The 20751-nt window shown below is 40.8% G+C and carries 22 protein-coding genes and 2 pseudogenes; all 24 read left to right on the top strand.

Annotation, left to right across the window (positions count from 1 at the left end; genetic code table 11):
* A pseudogene (locus AC056_RS19830) lies at positions 1-613 on the top strand (hypothetical protein); the annotation flags it as partial.
* Positions 610-777: a hypothetical protein gene (locus AC056_RS19560; protein ID WP_167370370.1), complete on the top strand. Its 168-nt coding sequence runs from the start codon at positions 610-612 to the stop codon at positions 775-777. The pseudogene AC056_RS19830 and the gene AC056_RS19560, both read left to right, overlap by 4 nt.
* Positions 774-1283, top strand: coding sequence for a RusA family crossover junction endodeoxyribonuclease (locus AC056_RS06330; RefSeq protein WP_077163059.1), 510 nt, complete (start codon positions 774-776; stop codon positions 1281-1283). The genes AC056_RS19560 and AC056_RS06330 overlap by 4 nt, the downstream gene beginning before the upstream one ends.
* A gap of 10 nt (positions 1284-1293) precedes the next feature.
* Entirely contained in the window at positions 1294-1710 is a 417-nt protein-coding gene (locus AC056_RS06325; RefSeq protein WP_077163058.1) for a hypothetical protein, read from the top strand.
* The gene (locus AC056_RS06320; RefSeq protein WP_077163057.1) at positions 1707-2003 is read left to right on the top strand and encodes a hypothetical protein; all 297 of its coding nucleotides are present in this window, start codon (positions 1707-1709) and stop codon (positions 2001-2003) included. The genes AC056_RS06325 and AC056_RS06320 overlap by 4 nt, the downstream gene beginning before the upstream one ends.
* A gap of 55 nt (positions 2004-2058) precedes the next feature.
* Positions 2059-2781, top strand: coding sequence for a hypothetical protein (locus tag AC056_RS06315; RefSeq protein WP_077163056.1), 723 nt, complete (start codon positions 2059-2061; stop codon positions 2779-2781).
* A 66-nt stretch (positions 2782-2847) separates the two neighbouring features.
* A complete protein-coding gene (locus AC056_RS06310) occupies positions 2848-3192 on the top strand; it encodes a hypothetical protein (protein ID WP_077163055.1) in 345 nt (114 codons plus the stop codon).
* Between the two features lie 2 nt (positions 3193-3194).
* Entirely contained in the window at positions 3195-3380 is a 186-nt protein-coding gene (locus AC056_RS06305; protein WP_077163054.1) for a hypothetical protein, read from the top strand.
* The gene (locus tag AC056_RS06300; RefSeq protein WP_077163053.1) at positions 3380-5014 is read left to right on the top strand and encodes a portal protein; all 1635 of its coding nucleotides are present in this window, start codon (positions 3380-3382) and stop codon (positions 5012-5014) included. The genes AC056_RS06305 and AC056_RS06300 overlap by 1 nt, the downstream gene beginning before the upstream one ends.
* Complete coding sequence (locus AC056_RS06295; RefSeq protein WP_077163052.1) at positions 5011-5574, top strand: hypothetical protein; 564 nt, start codon at positions 5011-5013, stop codon at positions 5572-5574. The genes AC056_RS06300 and AC056_RS06295 overlap by 4 nt, the downstream gene beginning before the upstream one ends.
* On the top strand, positions 5567-6250 hold the full coding sequence (locus AC056_RS06290) for a hypothetical protein (protein ID WP_077163051.1): 684 nt from the start codon (positions 5567-5569) through the stop codon (positions 6248-6250). Before AC056_RS06295 ends, AC056_RS06290 begins: the two co-directional genes overlap by 8 nt.
* A 21-nt stretch (positions 6251-6271) precedes the next feature.
* Positions 6272-7177 (top strand): phage capsid protein, encoded by a 906-nt coding sequence (locus tag AC056_RS06285; protein WP_077163081.1) that lies wholly within the window; start codon positions 6272-6274, stop codon positions 7175-7177.
* A gap of 62 nt (positions 7178-7239) precedes the next feature.
* Positions 7240-7542: pseudogene (locus AC056_RS06280) on the top strand (Gp49 family protein); the annotation flags it as partial.
* Positions 7543-7900: 358 nt separating this feature from the next.
* Complete coding sequence (locus tag AC056_RS06275; protein WP_077163050.1) at positions 7901-8464, top strand: hypothetical protein; 564 nt, start codon at positions 7901-7903, stop codon at positions 8462-8464.
* Positions 8464-10533 carry a carbohydrate-binding protein gene (locus AC056_RS06270; protein WP_077163049.1) on the top strand — a complete coding sequence of 690 codons (2070 nt, stop codon included), beginning with the start codon at positions 8464-8466 and terminating at the stop codon, positions 10531-10533. Before AC056_RS06275 ends, AC056_RS06270 begins: the two co-directional genes overlap by 1 nt.
* Positions 10534-10535: 2 nt before the next feature.
* Positions 10536-10985, top strand: a complete 450-nt coding sequence (locus AC056_RS06265; protein ID WP_077163048.1) for a GNAT family N-acetyltransferase — start codon at positions 10536-10538, stop codon at positions 10983-10985.
* 2 nt (positions 10986-10987) lie between these two features.
* Positions 10988-11494 carry a hypothetical protein gene (locus tag AC056_RS06260; protein ID WP_077163047.1) on the top strand — a complete coding sequence of 169 codons (507 nt, stop codon included), beginning with the start codon at positions 10988-10990 and terminating at the stop codon, positions 11492-11494.
* A gap of 2 nt (positions 11495-11496) precedes the next feature.
* Complete coding sequence (locus AC056_RS06255; protein ID WP_077163080.1) at positions 11497-11946, top strand: hypothetical protein; 450 nt, start codon at positions 11497-11499, stop codon at positions 11944-11946.
* A complete protein-coding gene (locus AC056_RS06250) occupies positions 11946-14015 on the top strand; it encodes a methyl-coenzyme M reductase (protein WP_077163046.1) in 2070 nt (689 codons plus the stop codon). Before AC056_RS06255 ends, AC056_RS06250 begins: the two co-directional genes overlap by 1 nt.
* Positions 14015-16903, top strand: a complete 2889-nt coding sequence (locus AC056_RS06245; RefSeq protein ID WP_077163045.1) for a transglycosylase — start codon at positions 14015-14017, stop codon at positions 16901-16903. The genes AC056_RS06250 and AC056_RS06245 overlap by 1 nt, the downstream gene beginning before the upstream one ends.
* Before the next feature lie 90 nt (positions 16904-16993).
* Positions 16994-17458 (top strand): hypothetical protein, encoded by a 465-nt coding sequence (locus tag AC056_RS06240; protein WP_139344625.1) that lies wholly within the window; start codon positions 16994-16996, stop codon positions 17456-17458.
* A gap of 61 nt (positions 17459-17519) precedes the next feature.
* Entirely contained in the window at positions 17520-20045 is a 2526-nt protein-coding gene (locus AC056_RS06235) for a hypothetical protein (RefSeq protein ID WP_077163043.1), read from the top strand.
* On the top strand, positions 20042-20344 hold the full coding sequence (locus tag AC056_RS06230) for a hypothetical protein (RefSeq protein ID WP_077163042.1): 303 nt from the start codon (positions 20042-20044) through the stop codon (positions 20342-20344). The genes AC056_RS06235 and AC056_RS06230 overlap by 4 nt, the downstream gene beginning before the upstream one ends.
* A 71-nt stretch (positions 20345-20415) precedes the next feature.
* Complete coding sequence (locus AC056_RS06225) at positions 20416-20751, top strand: hypothetical protein (RefSeq protein ID WP_077163041.1); 336 nt, start codon at positions 20416-20418, stop codon at positions 20749-20751.

Raw genomic sequence — 20751 nt, 5'->3', positions numbered from 1 at the left:
GAACCAGTTCGGTAATCGAACTAATACTGGTTCGGTAGGCGAACTCACAATAGATAATAAGAATTCTTTAGATAATAAAAAAAAGAAATTGCCTGTTGATAACTCTGGAACAGATATTTTTTCTGACTCGATTGAATACCACCGAGCAGACAAAAATCTATTCACACTGATTGAGCTTTCAAAAAAATATTCAGTTCAATCTGATTTCACTGCACAAGCGAAAAATGAAAATCCAGATTTAACCAATGAACAAATTTTGAAAGAGCTTAAAAACTTTGCTCAGTGGTCAGTAGCTCAGGAAAAGCGAACTGCACAGGCTTGGATGAACAATTGGATCTATCGTCTACAAAATTTAAAAACGCCTAAGGGCAAATCTAAATCCACCAGCACACCTTCAAAACAAAAAGGATTGAGTGATAGCCAAATCAAAACCTTTGCTTCAAAGCTTTGCAACTTTGATCAATTTGCATCGATGTACGCAAACGTTGGTGAAACTCAGAAATCTTTTGAATCGCGTATCGCTGCAAAACTTCGTGATCCTCAATCGCTACAAGAACTTGGTTCATATCTTCGTGATGTGGGCTTTGTTGGCAACTTGGAGGACTTTGCATGAACGCCCCAATGGGAAGTACTCACATCGAAACAGACGGAACTTACTGGAGCAATTGGCAAGGCGGTTGGTTCTTTTGGAAAGACGGTTTTGGTTGGTGTCGATACGTAGGAAAAACCAATGAAGCTTTTTTAAATAACAAACGTGAAATAGGGGTAATTGCATGAGATGGAGCGAGCAACAGCTAGAAGCGCACTTAAAAGCTCACAGAAACCGCGCTATTTCTTCCAAGGCTCAACAGAAAAAGGAAAATGATGCAAAGGTACGTCATCAAGTAAAAACACGTTTAAAACTCAAATCAGAGCAAAATAAAACTGGTGAGGAAAATGAAATTTTAGACGCTGAAATTTGGATGATACCGCCGTCAGTAAATAACTATTGGCAAGTAACCAAGGGTAAGAAGTGGACATTAACGCAAAAAGCACAGGATTTTCATAACTACGTACGAACCATTGTCCCAATGCTCATGACTGATATGCGTTTGAAAATGGATGTTACTTTCTATTTTCCAGACCGTAAAACAAGGGATATCGATAACTACTTGAAGGCAACAATCGACAGTTTAGTGAAGTGTCAATTTTGTATCGATGATGAGCAATTCGATGTACTGCATGTGAAACGTGGCGAGATGGTCAAAGGTGGCTTGATCAAAATAAAAGTTTGGGAAATTTGAGGGAAATCATATGAGCAGTCTGAGTGATTTGATAGCAGAAACGAACTCTCCTCGCGCACGCGCGCGTTTTATTAACCGTGAGATGAAAAAGAAAACCAAAGAATTTCTATTAAAACAACGTGCTTACAAACGCCCAGACTTCAACAGAATGATTTTAGACCTATGCAAATTGGGTTGGACGCACGAAACGATTGCACATGTTTTGCCGATCTCTGGCGCTTCTACAGTTTCGGAATGGTCACGCGGTGGAATTCCAAATTATGACAACGGCGACGCGTTCATTGAGCTATGGAAGACAGAAACAGGATTACAGCGCTACCCACGTGAAGGTGAGTGGCAAACATACACATACAAGATCGGTCAGCAAGACTTTTTAGATGAGTTAGACAGCGTGATTGATCAGTTAGATGAGGAAATAGGGAAATGAGCAGAAACCTAGAATTAGAAGCGTGGCTAATTGAAACAACTGGTGAAGAGATGATGGAAAATCATCTCGGGCCAAACTGGAACCGATTTAATGATGAGTTCGGCTTCTATCCAAATATAAGTATGACGATTGCTGATCAGGTATGGCAGCACCAGCAAGCGAAAGTGGGGGAACTGCAAAAGCGAATAGACAGGGCTCTAAAAATTCATGACGAATTCGACGATCAAGACGACGTTCGTTTGATGATGTATGCAGTAGAGCAAGCGCTCAAGGGGGAAGCAATTAAAACGTGAAGAAACGTTGAATTTAATTTAAATTATTGCTGAATTTATTAATTGTTTAGCGAAAATGAATTTAATCATCGAATATTTAAAAAGGGCTTCTTTTATTGAGATACTAACAATATTATTTTTTTTAAGTGTTGGTGTCTCTTTAACTTTTAAAATTGGGTTTTATAATGCTTTGGGGGTTGGTTGGTATATACAAAATTTAACACCTCAAATTCTTTTTATATCATCTTTTAAAATCATTTTAATATTTTTAGGCGGGATCTTTATCGGTTGTACCTTTGGATTAAAATTATCTGAAAGAACAGCGTCTTTAATTTTTTTCTCCCTTTTTGCTTTGTACCTAAGTTTTAACGGAATTTTTCAGCACTTATTTAGTATCAGCTTCGAAATTTCTGATTATTTTGGTGTTGTTTTATTTCTATTTTATTTATTAACATCCATGTTCTTGGCTTCATTAGTTTTTAAAAATAGACAATACAATGATCCTTTGTTTGTTGGTCCATTAATTCCAATCAAACGAGAGGATGTAATATTTGATAATGTATTTAAAATTGTAATTATCTTATTAATATTTTGTTTGCCATATGTTAGTGGGAGTGATGCTGGAAGATTGGTCAAAGATAACAAGGTAAATAGTGTGGTAGTCATAAAGAATGACTCAAGAAAATGGCATTTAATTGATATGAGTGGAGATAAGGTGTTATTGAAAGAGATCAATACCAAAGAAAATGTTTTTAAAGTTCTGGAATATAAAGATATAGACACCATAACAACAAGATAATCACACAGCAAACCCAAACATACATCACTCAACACTAGCCCTATTCACAACGAATGGGGCTTTTTTATGGCTAGTACTCGACAAGTTAAGACACCAGGTGCAACACCAGAATCAACGGTTGATGAATCCAAACCAACTGATGAAGTAAACGCAGCTGAGCAACAGCCTGATGGCACAAAGGCAGACGTAAACCAATCAACAGAAGGTTCTACAGAATCAACGGTTGATCAAGCTGCTTTGATTGAAGAGCTACGCAAGCAACTTGAAGCAGCCGAAGCAGATAAGAAAGCACTTCAAGGCCAGTTGCGCCGTACAACTCCTGCAAAAACAACCGACATGGCTAATGCATCCGCAGAAGCTCCTACTGACGGAACACCTTACTTAAGCCCTAAAGGCTGGACGCGGGGTTAATTATGTGCGGTGGGAAAGTTGTTCGACAAGATCCAGAAGCAGACGCGGCAGCAGCAGCGCAAAAGGCTGTGACTGAAACCAATGCCAAAAAAGCACAGCGTCGCACTCTAAACCAAACTAGCGCGTTAGGTTCAACTTTGACACCTGACAGTGGCGCGGCAACAAAAACTAAGTTAGGCGGTGGCTAATGGATAACGGCGCTCAAAAGTTTTGTCGCCGCTTAGGTCAATTAAGACTTGAGCGCGCTATTCATGAATCACATTGGTCTGAATGCTACAAATTCGGAGCGCCTGAACGTCAGCAAAACTTTAGCTCTACAACAGATAACAAGGGTCAGCGAGAAAATGAACGTGCTGATCTCTACGACTCTACAGCGGCAGATTCAGTTCAAGTTTTAACGTCAATGATCATGTCAGGTGTAACGCCTGCTAACTCTATTTGGTTTAAAGCACAACCGGATGGCATTGATAACCTTTCTGAGCTAACAGAAGGTGAGCGCTGGCTTGAGGATGTGTGCCAATTTATTTGGCGCAATATTCATGCTGCTAATTTCGATAGTGAAAGCTTTGAAACGGTCACCGATATCGTTACGGCTGGATGGGGTGTTCTCTACACTGACATCGATCGAGAGGCAGGCGGCGGCTATGTTTTTGAATCTTGGCACATTGGTAACTGTTTCATAGCTTCAACTCGTGCAGATGGTCAGATCGATACGATTTACCGCGAACATGAGATGACAGCCGAGACAATGATCAATACCTATGGTGAAGAGAATTGTCATCTTCAAGTCGTACAGATGGCAAGAACAGCGCCAGATACACGTTATAAGCTTTTGCATGTCATTGAGCCACGTAAACAGAAGGGTTCAGGACAGCTCAATAAAGCAATGCCTTTCGCGTCTTATCATATCGATATCGCAAATAGCCAAATCATGAAAGAGTCGGGCTATCACGAGTTTCCTTGTGCTATCCCGCGCTTACGCCGTTTGCCAAACTCAAACTATGGCAATGGTCAAATGACGATTGCATTGCCTGACGCGAAGATGGCTAACGAGCTTATGAAAAATACAGTTCGTGCAGCAGATCTTCAAATCGGCGGTATGTGGATTGCTGAGGATGACGGCGTATTAAACCCGCATACAGTTCGCATTGGGCCGCGTAAAGTCATTATTGCGAATAGTGTTGATTCTATGAAACGTCTAGATGATGGCACTAACTTTCAAATCTCTGAATATCTGCTAACCAACTTGCAAGGCGGCATTCGCAAAAAGCTTATGGCAGACCAGTTGCCGCCAGTTGGTACACAGCAGATGACAGCCACAGAGATCCACACTCGCGTTGAATTAATCCGTCAAATGCTTGGGCCAATGTACGGCCGTCTACAGACTGAATATCTCCTTTCAATTTTAGATCGATGCTTTGGGCTTGCCTTGCGTTCTGGTGCATTAGGTCAGCCGCCACAAGAGCTTTTAGGTCGCAATTTGTCTTTCAAATTCGTATCTCCATTTGCATTAGCTCAACGTATGGCGGAGGTCATCGCAACTGAACAGTTTGTGGCAAGCGTAGGTCAAATGGCATCTGTAGAACCAACAATCTTAGACAACATTGATTTTGATGCCGTAGCAGTGGTTACAGGCACAGGACGAGGCGTTCCACAAACAATCATGCGTACTGCAGATGAAGTGAAAAGTCTACGTGAAGCACGTCAAAAGGCTAAAGAAGAACAGGCAGCGCAACAGCAGCAAGCCGCAATTATGGAAAAAGGTGCCGATGCTCTGGCTAAGAACATGGGCGGGACATTAGGAACTGAGGTGGTGCAATGATCATTGTTATAGCGATTTTATCTATTTTGCTGTTTGTAGCATGTGTTGCGTTGTTTGTGCAGCGCCGTGGATTAGTCATTCTTGAAGAAAAGTATTGGGATGAAAACCGACTTCATTTGGAGACTAAAACCAAGCTTGAAAGTAAGTACCACGGCGCATTAGATGAAATTTCTGAACTGGAAGCCAAAAGGTTTGAGCAGTGGGAACGTGCAGAAGTTTTAGAGCAAAAAAATATTGAACTTAAGCATGAACTTTCCGAGCGTCAATTACCTGTTCAAGACGTAGATGAAAGTAAAGAACAAGGCAATTTTGTACGCACCAAACGTCTGAAGCGAGCAACCCCTGGAACGTACCGAAATGTATTTGATTTAGACATTAACGGGCAGCGCGTACTTGAGCACTTAACCACAGTTTTTTGCAAAGACGCCTTTGTGTCTAACGATAAAGGTGGGGAGCGTGAAACATGTCGCAGGCTAGGTGAGCAAGGCGTTATCAACTTCATCGTAAACAACATTAATCAAGCAAACGATCCGAACTATAAGGAACAAGACAATGACTGATCAAAACATTCAGCAAGATAACAACCAAGAGCAAACACAGACTCAAACTTCTGCTTTAGGTGGTGGTCAAGAGCCTATTACTCAAGACGGTGGCGATCAGGGCGGTCAAGGTGGTCAAGAGCAGCAACAACCATCTGTAGTTCCTGAATCTATCGATGATTACAAAGTCGATATCGAAGGCTTTGATTATGAAGAGTTCAAAGCTATTCCGGAAAACAAAGAGTTCCTAGAGCGTGCACGTGCTGCGGGTTTTGATGGTGAAAAGCTGAATTTCTTGCTTGGCGAATACAACCAGTTATTACCAAAACTTATGCAGCAAACTGCGGCGCTTGATGCTGAGGGATGCGTACAGGCTATGACAGAGGTCTGGAAGGGCGATACCGATAAAAACTTTGGCTTTGCTCAAGCTGCAGCACAAAACGCTATTCAAAACGGAATTTTGACAGCCGAAGAAGTAAATAGCCCTGAATTTGGCAATAACCCGCTCGTTTTAAAAATGGCCGCTTACTTTGGTCAGCAACTTCAAGAAGATACACCGCCTTCAAACACACAGCAAAGCGGTGGTGAAAACATTCAATCATTGATGAAGTCGGAAGCCTACTTGAATGACAAGCATCCAGACCATGCACGTGTGTCTGCCGAAGTTCAACGTTGGTACGAGAAGCAATACAAATAATTGGAGCAGTTAGCTATGCCAATGGTTAATGAAAATAGAATTACGGCGGCATTCGTACAGCAATATCATGACTCGTACGAAGTTGCAGCAATGCAAAATGAATCACGACTTCTTAAAACAGTCGTGAATCGTGGGAAAATCACTGGTGAGTCATTCACTATCAATGATATGGGGCAAGTTGAAATGCAGGCGTCAGGTGCTCGTTTTGGAGCAACTAATCTGACGATTCCTGATTCAGGTGTTCGTACTGCCTTAATGTCGGATTTTGATTTGTTCATTCCGATTGAGCCACGTGACTTACCGAAGTTAAAAGCAAATCCTTCTGATAAATACATGAAGAACTTGCTTAGTGCTCGCAACCGTAAAACCGATGATGTGATTTACCAAGCTTTGGTAGGCGGCGTAACTCGCACAACTGTCAATGATGCTGGTGCAAAATCTGTATCTACTATTGCACTACCAAATACACAAATCATCCTCAATGGCTTCGGCACATTGAAGAAAAAAATCATTAAAGCAAAAACCCTTTTCCGCAAAAACGAATGTGATGAGAAAAATGGCGAAATGCTATACATGATCTACACAGCCGACATGATGGAAGAGTTCCTGAATGACACCACTCTGACAAATGCGGATTACATGAAAATCCAAATGCTGCAAGATGGTGAAATTGGCACTAAATGGCTTGGTGTTGAGTGGATTCCATACGAAAAAGTAAATGATGGTGCTGGTGGTGCTACTGAAGGCCGTGCAGCAATGTACGCAGGTACAGCGCTACATTTCGGTGATGCTGATATTACTGGCTTTGATATTTCAACTCGTCCAGATTTGAAAAATATTAAACAAGTTGGTGGTGTTCATTCGTTCGGTGCTGGCCGAGCAAATGAAAAGAAAGTCGTAGCAATCGACTTTACTCGATCTTCTTAATCCTTATTCCCATCACCTTCGGGTGGTGGGTTTTTTATTCCAAATAAAATAGGAACATTAAAATGACCAAGCCAGTAACAGAACAAGAATTAGCTGAAAAAGCTGTAGCGCCACGCGTAACGAAAGCAGATATTGACGCTTTAATGGCACGTGTAACCTATACTGTTGAACAACGTCCGGGTGGAACAACTTCAACTTTTGTTCATGCTTTCTTAGATGGTAAATTCTTTTTGGCAACAGGTTTTAGTGCTTGCGTAAATGCTGAAAATTTTAATGCTGATATTGGTGAGCGAATGGCCCGTGGCAATGCTGAAAAGCATGCTGAAAATAAACTTTGGGAGCTTGAAGGTTATCGCTTATTTGCTGCTCAAGTTCAGCCAAATGAAAAACATTATGAAAAATATTGTTCTGATGAGCGCCCATGTATTAACTGCTTTGCAGATCAGTACTCAAGAACTCAAGGCGAATGCTTAGATAAGCCTATGCCATCAGGTTGTGAAGAAACTCAAACTGAAAAAGGTCCAAGTGCTAATTCGTATGATGAATATTATCCACGAATTATGAAAGGTGAATTTCTATTGAAAGTTGTTGGAAGTGCTACATCAAAAGAAACAGCCACTTTGGCTGAAACTAAATTGCAAGAGCTTTTGAAACAGTTCTAACACACAATAAAGCCTACCTAAAACCCGCTCAAGATAATAAAAAATGAGCGGGTTTTTTATTATGGCTTCTACAGATGTATCCGTCTGCAATCAAGCATTGAGCATGATTGGGGCAAAATCAATCATTTCATTTGATGAGAATACAGAGAATGCACGGCGCTGTGCCTCTTTGTATGACGCAACTCGTAAAGCATTGCTACGCATGCATCCTTGGTCATTTGCAAAACGCCGTATTCAGCTTGCACCTGTCGCAACGTATCCGTCATTTGGCTATCAAAATGCATTCCCATTGCCTAAAGACTTTTTGCGCGTATATGACGCCGCTCAGTTTGAATATGAGATTGAAGGGAGACACATTCTAGCTAACACCAATGTGATCAATCTTGTCTACATTGCCGATGAGCAAAATGAAGACATGTGGGATTCACTATTTTGTGAGTGCATGGCGCTTTATTTGGTTACCAAGCTTACTAAGCCAATCACTGGTAGCAGCGCTGAAGGTGATAGTGCATGGCAAAAACTACAAAACATGCTTAAACAAGCGCGTGCTATCAATGGTCAAGAGCGCCCAGCACAAGACTTTGCAGCAGACTATTCCCCTCAATTGATGGGAGTGCGCTACTAATGAAGCAATATGTCATCAAAAATAATTTTAGTGCCGGTGAACTTGCACCAACTTTGTATACCCGCACAGATATTCAGCAGTATGCAAACGGCGCTAAAAAATTACTAAATGTAATCCCATTAGTTGAAGGCGGTATTAGGAAAAGACCAGGCACGTTTTTTATTGATACAAGTGCTAATGCAGTACGCTTAATCCCTTTTGTTGTTAATTCAGATAAAGCATTTATGCTTATTTTGAAGCCACAATCTATCCAGATATTTAACCCTAGAACTAAAACAATCGTAGCTACGGTAACAACACCTTATACGGCTGAACAAATACCCGAATTGCAGTTTGTACAATACCGTTATGAGATGTTTTTTACCCACAATGATGTGCCAGTGCAAAGATTTCGCTGTTCAACTGATTTTAGCAACTGGGAATTTAGTGAGTTTGTTTATACCAATGCACCTACTGACTCAGAAAGTGCAAGAAGTCCATTTCGAAAAGGTGCATCTTCAGGTAAGGATGTCGGTTCTTTTGTGTCATTTACTTTGGATGGAATCAATGCATGGGTATCAACAACAACTTATCTTGTTGGAGATGTTATTAGTTATGGTGGAAAACTCTATCAGTCACTTAAGGATGGTGAAGGGCATCAACCTGATATTTCCCCTACATATTGGGTACTGATTCCTGTTGATTCAAGTGGATTTAAGTCCAGTGATGTAGGAAGTTTTATTGATGTAAACGGCGGTATTATTAAAATTACGCAGTTTATTAGCGCTGTTCAGGTAAATGGCGAAGTACTTGTTAAATTAGAATCCGATATCAAAGCCATTGAGCGCGCTTGGACCATTCTGCCACCAGCATTTAATAGTACAGATGGTTACCCACGTTGCTGCATGTACTTCAAACAACGTTTAGTCCTAGCTAATACCAAAAAAGCGCCTAATAAAATTTGGTTTAGCGCCGTTGGTGGGAATGCAAACTTTCTTGAAACGACCGATGATGGTGATGCGTTTAGCGTTGTATCTGCTTCAGGTCTTGCAAATAGTATTTTATTCCTTGAGGCACAGCGTGGTGTAGTTTGCTTAACTTCTGGTGGTGAATACTTAGTTAGTAGTGATGGTGCACTAACGCCAACTACAGTAAACATCAATGAAAACTCTGCCATTGGTTCATATCCATTAACTCGACCTTGTCGTGTGGGTAATGAAATCCTATTCATTCAGCGTGGTGGCAGACGTTTACGCGCGCTTTCATATCGATATGAAGTTGATGGACTTGTAGCCCCTGAAATTAGTGCACTGTCTTCACATATTGGAGAGTCGCATAGTGGTATCAGTGAAGTCTGCTATCAACAAGAACCTGAAAGTATTGTTTGGTGTGTCTTAGGTGATGGCAAGGTAGCTTCAATTACTTTTAACCGTGATCAAGAGGTTATTGCTTGGTCAAATCAAGACTTTGGCGGTGTTGTAAAAAGCATGTGTTCAGTGCCAACAGGTCTTGGATCTGATCTCTGCTTTATGTTGATCAATCGGAATGGTACCAACTGTTTAGAACAAGTTTCATTTGATGCTTATTTGGATTCCCAACGCACAGCAACCATTGTAGATGATACTCTAAACAAGTCTTCTTTCTCATATCTACATGATCTAGCTGTAAATCAAATAGATGGTGAATCAATTTTCTATGTTGGTTTTACTGAAACAAATACAGAACTTAACTTCCAAGGCATGTCAGGCGAAACAATTAATTATGGACAGACAATTCATAGCGAAGCTGTTTTATTCCCGCCCGAACTAAGCCAAAACCCTTCATCAACTTTATTGTTTAAAGCAAAAGTTGATCGCATAGCTTTCTTCTTTAATAAAACTCTAGCCCCTGAAATTAATGGAGAGCTTTTAGAGCTGTTTGAATTTGATGAGACACCAATGGACTCACAAGCTCCTCGCACTGGTTACCACTTAATTGAGGGTGGTAACTGGTCTGATCTTCATGCGGTGCCAATTGTAATAACACACAACAAACCTTTGCCTTTTCACTTGCAAGCTATAGCCATGCAACTATCGATCAATGAGAGATAACCATGAGAATACGCCTTGCAACACTTCACGATATACCAATGCTGGTGCATATAGGTGGTGCTTTCGTTAGTGAATCACCTGTATTTAAAAACCGTGGGTATTTACCTGATAAAGCAGCTAAGCACTTTAAATGGTTGCTTGATGGCAATGGCGTAATTTTTCTGGCCATTGATAAAGGTCAGATCGTCGGCGGCTTTGCTGGTGGTATCTCAACAGATTGGTATTCAGATCATAAGCTTGCTTATGACCACGTTATGTATGTGAAGCCAGACAAGCGAAGTGATGGCATTGCTAAAGCGTTAGTCCAAGCCTTCATAGGTTGGGCTGTTGGTATGGGTGCTAACAATATCTGTTGTGGCACTTCAACCATGGTGAACACTCAAAATTGCATTGAACTCTATACGTCATTGGGCTTTCAGCTTTCAGGCGCAGTTTTAGAAATGAAGGTGTGATCATGGATAACGAAGCTTTACAAATTGAAAAAGTGGAAACCTTAAAACGTATTTTAAGTAATCCTGATCGCCGCACCTATCTTGAAGTAGTGAAGCGTATTCAAGAGCAAATACTAGATGGAATTGCCACTGATGAACTTGAAGAGTGTGAGCCACCAGTAATTCATCATTTTGCACCTGATATTTATATGCGCCAGATGGATGCATCCGAAGGCACTTTAGTTATTAGTCGAATGCATAGCACAGAGCACTTCAATATTTTATTGAAAGGCGCTGTCTCATTAATCACAGAAGATGGAATTAAAACGCTACATGCGCCGTTAATTATGAAGTCATTACCCGGTACAAAGCGTATCGGATATTTTCATGAAGATAGTTCTTGGCTGACTATCCATCCAACACAAGAAACTGATGTTGCAAAGCTTGAGGAGGATTTAACGATTCCTGAAAGTGAAATAGACAACTTTCTGAAAAGCATTGGTTTTCAAGATAAGGAGTTTATCGCATGAGTATGGCATATGTTGCAGTTGGTGCAGCCGTATTAAGTGCGGCAATTTCAGGATATTCAGCATATTCAAATAACAAAACCCAACAAGAGCAGGCACAAGCCGATGCAGATGCTGCAAAAGCAAGTGGACGTTTAGAAGCTGAACGTATCAGAAAGCAAAAAAATAAAATTCAATCTGCTGCACGTGCCCAAGCTGCAGAAAACGGTTTAAGTGTTAACGAGGGTACAGCGGTAACGATTAATGACAAGATCGAGCAGGATGCACAATATGACGCAGCACTGTCTGAAATCTCTGGCTATAACACGTCTCAGCGCTTAAAGGCTGAAGCTAGTATTTATAAAAGTAATGCAAATACAGCGGCAGCTACAGGTGTATTAAACACTGTCTCATCTGGTGCAAGTGCTTTGTATAAACGTGGTGCTGGTAGTGATTCTAAAGGAGGCTGGAAGTAATGGCACGTATTCCTATGGGAAATTTTGGTAATGCTATGCCTCAGGTTGAGCGCATCCAAATGCCACAGAACCAAAGCGGACAGATGATCGCAGGCGCATTACAGAATGTTAGTAATTCAGCAGAGCTTATTTTTCAAAAGCGTGATCATGAGCAACGCCAGCAAGAAATTACCGATAAAAATATTGAGCTTTATAACAACCAAATGTCTGAGAAGGAAGGCAAGTTAAAGCTCGACGAGTCATTAACTACTGATCTTAATGACAAGGTGGTTGATATTAAAAACCGTCTTGTCAAAGGCGAGATCAATGCTAAGCAGGCAGATGAGGAACTTAATACATTCTCTACGGAAAAGTTCACAGAATTACAGCCTAACTTACCGGGCCATGCTCAAGAGGATTTAAAAAAATATTGGGACAGTAATGTCTTGCAGCAACGTACATCTTTCATGCCTCTCCAACTAAAAGCAGATGAGCAAAAAGGCGGTGTGCTTGCTGACCGATATTTCGATGTGGCCACACGCATGAGTCGTGAAGATGGTAAAAAGTATCTTGCTGAAAGCTTAACTGGCTTGCCTTTATCTGAGGCGCAAAAAAGTGAAATGTTCATAAAGTATGAAACTGCACGTGATGTGAATGATATTAATTCACAGATCACTAATGCTATTGCTGGGAATGACATTGAAGCACTGAAAACAACTGCTAGTAGTTTAAAGGACTATAAGTTTATTGACGGCGCAACAGTTCAAAAGTTTCAGACTGAGATTCAAAGCAAGATCACCACATTACAACAACGTCAGCAAGTTAATGAGAATAAACGTATTAACGAAGCTGAAAAGGTAGTTAATGAGTTTATTCAAAGTACTTTAACTGGTCGCCCATTAGATTTGAAATATCAAAATGATGTTGAGCAAGCCGTTAAAGGTACACCTTCAGAAGCTGAATATCAGTTTTATAAAAAACAATCTGCCGATTTTATTAGATTCCAAGCTTTGCCGACTGATAAACAATTAACTGAAATTAACAACCGTAAAGCTAAGATGAAAAATAGCTCGTCGGCTGATCCTGTTGCGGAAAATAAAATCTTAGCAACGTATCAAAATATTTATGCTAACAAGCTCAAAACTGCCAAAGAGAACCCGACACAAGCATTACGCGAAAAAGGGATTCAATTACCAGAAGTAAACCCATTGATGGTTAAAGTGAATCCAAATCAATTTGCTCAAAACATTATTACTATTGGTTCTTATCAAGCTGCTCAGCGTGACAAGGATCCTAACGCAACTATCAAGCCGATTCCAGAAGAAGCACTACCAGCAGCTAAACAAGCATGGGAAGAAGCAAACGTTAATCAAAAACTAGATTTAATCAGCTCCATGATTAGCCAAACCAAAGGCATTAAAAACGGTGCAAAAATTTGGGGTGAGGCGCTAGGTCAGTTGGGCAATGGTGATGCAGCTTATCAAATGGCAGGCTATGCACGTGCTAATAATTTTCGTTCTGATGCTGGTTTAGATGTGGCAACGGCGATTGTTGCAGGCAAACAGGCGCTTAAAAATAAGCAAATGATTCAGCCTAAGGAGGCATTGCTTAAGCAAAAGTTTAATCAATATGTGGGGCAGTCAGTATCAGGTGAAACAGCAAATCTTAACTATGCTGCATTCCAATCTATCTATGCGTACTTAACTGAAGCGCGCGGTCAAACACATAAAGACGATAACGATTATAAAGACGAGATAGGTCGCACAGCTTTAGGTTTGGCAACGGGGGGTGTCTATACTCAAAAAGGTGGTTTTAAGGATTATACAGATCGTGGTATCTCTGACTGGAAAGTGTCTAAGCCTTACGGAATGAAAGATGAAACATTTGAAGCAAAAATCCAAAAGGGTTATGCAGATATTTCAAAGGCAACAGGTATGTCTGTAAATGATCTAGATAACTTCCGTTTAGCATGTTCTCCTACAAAAGCTGCTAATGGGGATTTGATGTATGACCTAATCAATGAGCGTGGTCGTCCATTGGTTGTTAAAGGTCATATATGGCGTATTCGCTTGAATGGGGTAGATAAGTAATGAGTAACTGGTTATCTGATTTATCAAGTGAAGATCAACAAGACTTTGAGAAGCTCAATAGTCAGGGATTGCAGCATCCAGACACACGGCCTAATGAACCGAGTGTATTTGATGGCGCTATCTCATCGCCGTTTCGTGGTATGGCTGTTGGTCTAAACAAAGTTGGTGATGCAATTTCAGCACCAATTGACGCTGTTGTTGACCGTGTAAGTTACAGCCTTAAAGATGTCTCTACAAATGAGTTTATTGAACCATATGCTGAATACAAAGCTAAGCGAGAAAAGGCCCGTGATGACTTAGTATATGGAACCATTGCTGATCTGGAAGATAAAGAAAATACAGGTTTAGTTGGGAATATCGGCGTTGGTTTAGGTGACTACTTATGGCGTGGGGCGTTAGGGGTTGCAACAGGTGGTACTGTGGGCGCTGCCACTTTAACAGGCGGTTCAACTGGTAATTACGTATATACCAATTTAACCCGTAAAGGTGTTGACGAAAGTACAGCTTTAAAAGTTGCTGGTGTAAATGCGGTTGGTGATGCTGTAGGTACAGCTTTGCCTATTAGCTATGGATTTAAAGGTTCTGGTGGCTTGGTTGGTGATGCTGCTCTATCAATTGGTGGAGCTACAGGCTTAAACACTGGTATGCAATATACTAGTGAGCAGATACTCAAATCTGAGGGCTATGATAAACAAGCCAAACAATACGAAGTTACAGGTGAAACTGTAGCAACTGACTTGCTAATCAATGCCTTAATGTTTGGTGGTGCGCGCTATCTAGGTTCTCGTCAAAACAAGTTAGATAGTGAAATTGACACAGAAATAAACCAACTTAATGCAGACGATTTAGAGACACGAAATGACCAGTTAAACGATGCTCTAGTTAGAAACAGTTTTGAGTTTGAAGACACAACTTTACCAGTAAAAACGACTGATCCAGTACAGCAAAATAGACACTATCAAAACCTTGATGCAGCGACCGAACAAATTTTAAAAGGTCAGCCCGTTAGTGTCCCGTCCAAAGTGCAGGGCGAACCACGTAAAAACACGGTTGATTTTGCAAATAGTTCATTACCTACTAATGCAAAACAAATCGCAATACGCGCAAAACAGGACGGAGTAGATCCTAGTGTTGCTCTGACTATTAGTCATATCGAAACTGGTGGGAAATTCAGTCACACAGCTCAACCGCCAATCGGAAAGGATGGTAAGCGTTTGTCTTCAGCGTATGGTCTTTTCCAGGTCTTAGATGACACATGGAAAAACTTAGGCGGTAAAGATAAAAACAGTGTTGATGAACAAATACGTATTGGCTTAAAGCATATTAAACAAGCCAATAGCTATATCCGTAAAAGCTTAGGCCGTGAACCTGTTGCACATGAACAATATTTAGGTCATTTGCTTGGACCAGGGGGCGCCGTAAAAGTTCTTGAAGCAGATCCAAAGCGGCCATTAATTGATGTAGTGCGTTCTTACGATTCAAAGAATGCCGATGCTATCGTTAAAAATAATGGTATGTCCGGCATGACAGTCGGCGAAGCTATTAATAAATGGCGTAATAAGTGGAACCAATTAAGCTCACGCTACGGTGGTGAATCTAGCACAGCTTATGGGATGGATGGTTCAAGCTACGACTTTGCTTATGAAGTAAAAGATTGGGCTGATTTAGTCTCGTCTAATGATCAGTTATACGGCGTAAATCCTCTTTACCCAAGTGAATTACAGCCACGTGACCGTACTCGAGAGGCTTCACGTCAACAAATTGAAAATATGGCTAATGACTTAAAGCCTGAGTTGCTAGGCGACTCTTATAAACTTTCTGATGGTGCACCAATTATTGGCCCCGATAATGTTGTTGAATCTGGTAACGGTCGTACTCTCGCAATCGGTAAAGCTTATGACAATGGCAAGGCAGATGCATACCGAGAGTTTGTACAAAACTGGGCTAATCAAAGAAACATGGATATATCAGGCTTAAATCAGCCTGTTCTAGTACGCACACGCCTTAGCGATGTAAACCGTGTAGATTTCTCACGTTTAGCAAATGAAAGCGATGTGGCGCAATTCAGCGCAACTGAGCGCGCTATGAGTGATGCAGATCGCTTGCCAGACTCATCATTGCTAAAAATTAATAGTGATGGCGCTATTAATATCGATAACTCAATGGATTATATCCGTAGTTTTGTAGATCAATTGCCACAAGCTGAGCGTGGATCGGTAATCACAAGTGATGGCCGTTTATCTCAAGAAGGCAAGCGTCGTATTGAATCAGCAATTGTTCAACGTGCTTATGGTGATTCAAATTTAGTTACTCGACTATCTGAAAACTTAGACGATGACAGTAAAAACGTACTAAATGCAATGCTCCGTGCAGCCCCACAATTGTCACAGCTTAATGATTTAGTGAAACAAGGTGGGCGCTTTGAAAACACTATTTCTCAAGACTTAGCTCAGGCAGCACAGAAGCTTTCAGACATTAAAGCCAATGGGCAAACCGTTCATGACTATCTAAATCAAGGCCAGCTTATAGACGATGGATTAAGTGATGGAGCAAGAAGATTTCTTGAGGTATTTGATAATAACCGCAAGAGCGCAAAGGCGATTAGTGAGGTCATTAACTCTGAGGTTCAGGCCGTTGAAAACATGGGAGACCCAAGACAAGGCTCGTTGTTTGGAGAAACACCAGAAGAGAAAGCCGCGCTTGATGTGATTTTCTCAAATCCAGATCAGCCGATTGCAGTGAACCGCATTAATTCACTTGGTGAGCCAGAAGAATTCACCATGACATTACGTGATTATCACGCTGAGCTTGAAGCAGAAATTAAACAATCAGAACAAGATATTTTAGCAGCACAAACCGCTCTTAACTGTGCTTTACAATTTGGCTAATGTATAATCAATTTGTGGCTAGGCTGATCACCGAAAAGCTGTTTAACCTGAACAGTTGCCACACCCCAATCAGGTAATGCAGAGGTGCATATGAATAAAATAATGGAAAAAGTATTCTTAGCAAAAGAAAATTATAGTAACAATTTCTCTGGTGAAGCAGACATTTTGTTTATAAGTCATAAACTTTATGTTGAAATTTTGGATACCCAAAAAGGTTACCTTCATATTTTTATTCATCATGATAGGACTTTAGTTGGTTGTGAATTAGTTGTGATTCATAGAGATGATTTTGAATTACTTGCATCTTCACATGATCAAATGAAACTAATTTCAGAGCGACATGTAGGAACTACAGACGATATTCAACTAATGAAGTTGCCAAATAGCTGGGAAACTAAGATGGATTATTCCAAACCTGACTCAGTACCACTTCATCCTGAATATATAACAATGCCTTTTTATCTATTAGAAAGTTATAGAAAACAATTCCAACCAAAGCCAGAAATAGGCCAAAGAATAAGAGAGCCAAAAATAGGTAGAAGGTTTAGAATGTAGATACACAACAAAACCCCACAAATTAAATGCTCAGATAGCTAAAACTATTTGGGCATTTTTTATGAAAGAACAATGCAAACAAGCGGTAGCTAAAGCACTTGGTAAGCAATCACTGTCAGCACAAGAAGCAACAGATATTGAAGCACGTATTAATGAAACTATGCGCAACATGGCGCGCAAGGATATTGATAAATGGCGCAATCTTTCCGAATCTGAAAAGCTAACTGAAGCATCTAAGCAAGTTGCGATCGACATACAAGAACAATTAAAACGAAAACATAAAATTGCTGCGCAAGACATCCTTAAACAATCCCAAAACATTGCAGCTTTGGACCATAGCAAACTATCGTCAATGGAAGTCATAGACCGCATGGTTGCAGCTCATGGTGATATGTCAGGCATTCAGTCAATTAACTCAAAAGCTCGTGGTATTGCGGCTATTTATCGCGGTGATCTGGTTGATTTTTACACCAACATTAAAGGCGGCTTGGGCATTTTTACCGATCAGGAACTAGTACAAAAAATTGTTCGTGAGCGCTTTGGTGAAAACACTGGCGATGCATTAGCTAAAAAGATCAGTGACAAGATGGGCGATGTCTTTGAAACCATGCGTGACCGATTTAACCGGAATGGTGGTGACATTGGAAAATTAGATAATTGGGGATTGCCACAAACTCATAACCTAGAAAAAATTGCTCAGGCTGGGAAAGAAGCGTGGGTAAACAAAGCGGAGTCACTCATCGATACACGGCAATATGTGCATGAGAACGGTGACTACTACTCTCAGCAAGAAATACGCTCATTGCTTGAATATACCTATGACACCCTATCCAGTGATGGCGCAAACAAAATTGAAATAGGCCGACAAGCTACAGGTAGCGGTACTTCAAAAGTAACTAACCGACACTCAGAAAGTCGTGTGTTGCATTTCAAAGATGCAGAATCATGGCTTGAATATCAGTCTGATTTTGGCGGAATGCAATTTGTAGATCTAGTCGAAGGTCATATTAATGGCTTATCGAAAGATATTGCCATGGTTGAGAACTTAGGTAGCAACCCAAAAACAGCCTTAAAAATCTTAATGGATGCAGCTGCAAAGAAAGATTGGGAACAAGGTATTGAAACGAATAAAACCAATAGCAGCCGCAAACGCGCACAAACAATGTTTGATGAGTTTAGCGGTGGCAACTCCCCACAATCTCAAGTATTGGCAAATCTTGGTCTTGCATATCGATCGATGAATGTAGCATCAATGCTTGGTGGTACTACTATTGCATCATTAGCCGACCAAGCAACTATTGCAAAAACTGCAAGCGTACATAACGTAGCTTACAGAAAGGCATTTGGGGGACTATTAGAGCAGCTTAATCCAGTGAATAAGGCAGACCGAGAACTAGCACATAGCTTAGGTCTGGCAACAGAAGAAATGTTAGGCTCTATTGCACGCTGGTCAGATGATGGACTTACATCAACATATGGGAAATCTGAAAAGTTAGCAAAAATTTCTAGTGGTGTTGCATCGCAAGTTATGAGGGTATCACTTCTAAATGCACTTACTGCGGCATCAAAAGTTGGCTTCACTAAGTTGCTTATGGAGAAGTACGGACGTTTAAGCCGCTCAAAAGCTTGGGGTGATTTAGACGTACAAGACCGTGAATTGCTCTCAAACACAGGCCTAGATGAAAGAGCTTGGCAAGTTTTCCAATTGGCTGAACCTGTTGTAGATCGCAAAGGTAATCAACTCATGTCAGCGCGTTCAATCTATGAAATTCCAGATGAAAAGTTAGCAGCATTTGGCGACCCTAAACAAGTTAAAGATCAAGTTGCATCACAGCTTCAAGCGCACTTACTTGATGAGCAGGGCATGGCAGTAATTGAAGCAGGACTTCGTGAGCGTACATGGATGACAGTAGGGGCTAAAGGTACAATTACTGGTGAAGTGTTTAAGGGCTTAACTCAGTTTAAATCGTTCTCAGCTTCATTCCTTATGCGCCAAGGTAGCCGCATGGTTGCTCAGGAAGGTTTAAAAGGTAAAGCTGCATATGGTGTGCCTTTATTCGTCACTATGACGCTATTAGGTGGTTTAGTTGTACAGTTGCGTGAATTACTAAACGGCAATGATCCGCAAACGATTTATGATAGTAATGATCCAAAAAAGGCTGGAAGCTTCTTTATGCGCTCACTTGTTGCGGGCGGAGGTTTGCCTGTACTTGGTGACATTCTAGTTGCTGGTACCGACACATCTGGCCGTGATGCAAACTCTTTTGTTTCTGGCCCACTTGGTAGTGATTTTTCTGCGGCGCTTGGCTTAACCGTCGGCAACTTGACTCAGTACAACGAAGGAAGAGATACCAACTTAGGCAATGAAGCTTTTAAATTTGTGAAGAGTAAAATACCAGCTCAAAACCTGTGGTATACAAAAGCAGCAATTAACCGTATGGTATTTGACGAAATGCAAGACGCTGTTGCACCCGGCTATCGTGAAAAGGCTTTACGTAAAGCAGAACAAAAGCAAGACCGTGAACGGTTCTGGGGAGATGACATCAATGATATTAGAGCACCAAATTTTGAAAGGATTGTAAAATGATTAAAGTAACAAGTTCATTTATAGCCTGTCTCTTACTGGCATCATGTACTTCACTTCCTAGTGATTCAAGTGTTCAGTTACTTCAAAGCGATAGTACTTTAGTTAATGGATGTAAAAAGCTAGGTCCAATTAATACTGATACCCGTGGCAATCCATTTAACTTTTCCTCAAAAGCTGAGGCGGAATTTAAGCATATAGCAAAAGAAAGATACGGCGCTGATTCTGCAGTTGTCACTTATAGAAGTGACCTACTAGCCGGCAGAGTTGTTATGCAAGGCACAGCTTTAAAATGTTATTAAGTAAGACATAAACCACACAACAAACCTAAATCTAATCCCCCTTATAAGTTGTTTATATAGGGGGATTTTTTATGTCTAAAGAAAAGAAAGTAGGTCATTTAAAACCTGAAACTAAAGAGAAATTAGAACTTTGTTTAGAGATGGCAGCATCAAGTTCTGTTGATTTAATTACAGAGGCTTACGGTCAAGACATTTTTGATAAGCAAGGTCGTGGTGATCTTGTTTGGCTTTATAAAGGAGCTAAAGAAGCCCTCACATGCATGGAAAAACTTAAGCGTATTCTTAATGATGATGAGCTTTCCGTTGGTGATCCAAATGATAGAAAGATTACCCCTGAAATGCAGGCGGCTGAACTGCTGAAATCTGTAGCTGAAAAGCTAGAGGCACGAAAACAGCGTCCGAGCTAA

Origin of the sequence: Acinetobacter genomosp. 33YU (genome assembly GCF_001990725.1) — a bacterium.
Lineage (GTDB): Bacteria > Pseudomonadota > Gammaproteobacteria > Pseudomonadales > Moraxellaceae > Acinetobacter > Acinetobacter seifertii.
Note: the sequence above shows the minus strand (reverse complement) of the source record. Positions and strands in the feature narration are given on the sequence as shown.

Bases quoted from the DNA above. Each gene is read 5' to 3' on its own strand.
- AC056_RS19560 (WP_167370370.1), top strand. From the start codon at position 610: ATGAACGCCCCAATGGGAAGTACTCACATCGAAACAGACGGAACTTAC.
- AC056_RS06330 (WP_077163059.1), top strand. From the start codon at position 774: ATGAGATGGAGCGAGCAACAGCTAGAAGCGCACTTAAAAGCTCACAGA.
- AC056_RS06325 (WP_077163058.1), top strand. From the start codon at position 1,294: ATGAGCAGTCTGAGTGATTTGATAGCAGAAACGAACTCTCCTCGCGCA.
- AC056_RS06320 (WP_077163057.1), top strand. From the start codon at position 1,707: ATGAGCAGAAACCTAGAATTAGAAGCGTGGCTAATTGAAACAACTGGT.
- AC056_RS06315 (WP_077163056.1), top strand. From the start codon at position 2,059: ATGAATTTAATCATCGAATATTTAAAAAGGGCTTCTTTTATTGAGATA.
- AC056_RS06310 (WP_077163055.1), top strand. From the start codon at position 2,848: ATGGCTAGTACTCGACAAGTTAAGACACCAGGTGCAACACCAGAATCA.
- AC056_RS06305 (WP_077163054.1), top strand. From the start codon at position 3,195: ATGTGCGGTGGGAAAGTTGTTCGACAAGATCCAGAAGCAGACGCGGCA.
- AC056_RS06300 (WP_077163053.1), top strand. From the start codon at position 3,380: ATGGATAACGGCGCTCAAAAGTTTTGTCGCCGCTTAGGTCAATTAAGA.
- AC056_RS06295 (WP_077163052.1), top strand. From the start codon at position 5,011: ATGATCATTGTTATAGCGATTTTATCTATTTTGCTGTTTGTAGCATGT.
- AC056_RS06290 (WP_077163051.1), top strand. From the start codon at position 5,567: ATGACTGATCAAAACATTCAGCAAGATAACAACCAAGAGCAAACACAG.
- AC056_RS06285 (WP_077163081.1), top strand. From the start codon at position 6,272: ATGGTTAATGAAAATAGAATTACGGCGGCATTCGTACAGCAATATCAT.
- AC056_RS06275 (WP_077163050.1), top strand. From the start codon at position 7,901: ATGGCTTCTACAGATGTATCCGTCTGCAATCAAGCATTGAGCATGATT.
- AC056_RS06270 (WP_077163049.1), top strand. From the start codon at position 8,464: ATGAAGCAATATGTCATCAAAAATAATTTTAGTGCCGGTGAACTTGCA.
- AC056_RS06265 (WP_077163048.1), top strand. From the start codon at position 10,536: ATGAGAATACGCCTTGCAACACTTCACGATATACCAATGCTGGTGCAT.
- AC056_RS06260 (WP_077163047.1), top strand. From the start codon at position 10,988: ATGGATAACGAAGCTTTACAAATTGAAAAAGTGGAAACCTTAAAACGT.
- AC056_RS06255 (WP_077163080.1), top strand. From the start codon at position 11,497: ATGGCATATGTTGCAGTTGGTGCAGCCGTATTAAGTGCGGCAATTTCA.
- AC056_RS06250 (WP_077163046.1), top strand. From the start codon at position 11,946: ATGGCACGTATTCCTATGGGAAATTTTGGTAATGCTATGCCTCAGGTT.
- AC056_RS06245 (WP_077163045.1), top strand. From the start codon at position 14,015: ATGAGTAACTGGTTATCTGATTTATCAAGTGAAGATCAACAAGACTTT.
- AC056_RS06240 (WP_139344625.1), top strand. From the start codon at position 16,994: ATGAATAAAATAATGGAAAAAGTATTCTTAGCAAAAGAAAATTATAGT.
- AC056_RS06235 (WP_077163043.1), top strand. From the start codon at position 17,520: ATGAAAGAACAATGCAAACAAGCGGTAGCTAAAGCACTTGGTAAGCAA.
- AC056_RS06230 (WP_077163042.1), top strand. From the start codon at position 20,042: ATGATTAAAGTAACAAGTTCATTTATAGCCTGTCTCTTACTGGCATCA.
- AC056_RS06225 (WP_077163041.1), top strand. From the start codon at position 20,416: ATGTCTAAAGAAAAGAAAGTAGGTCATTTAAAACCTGAAACTAAAGAG.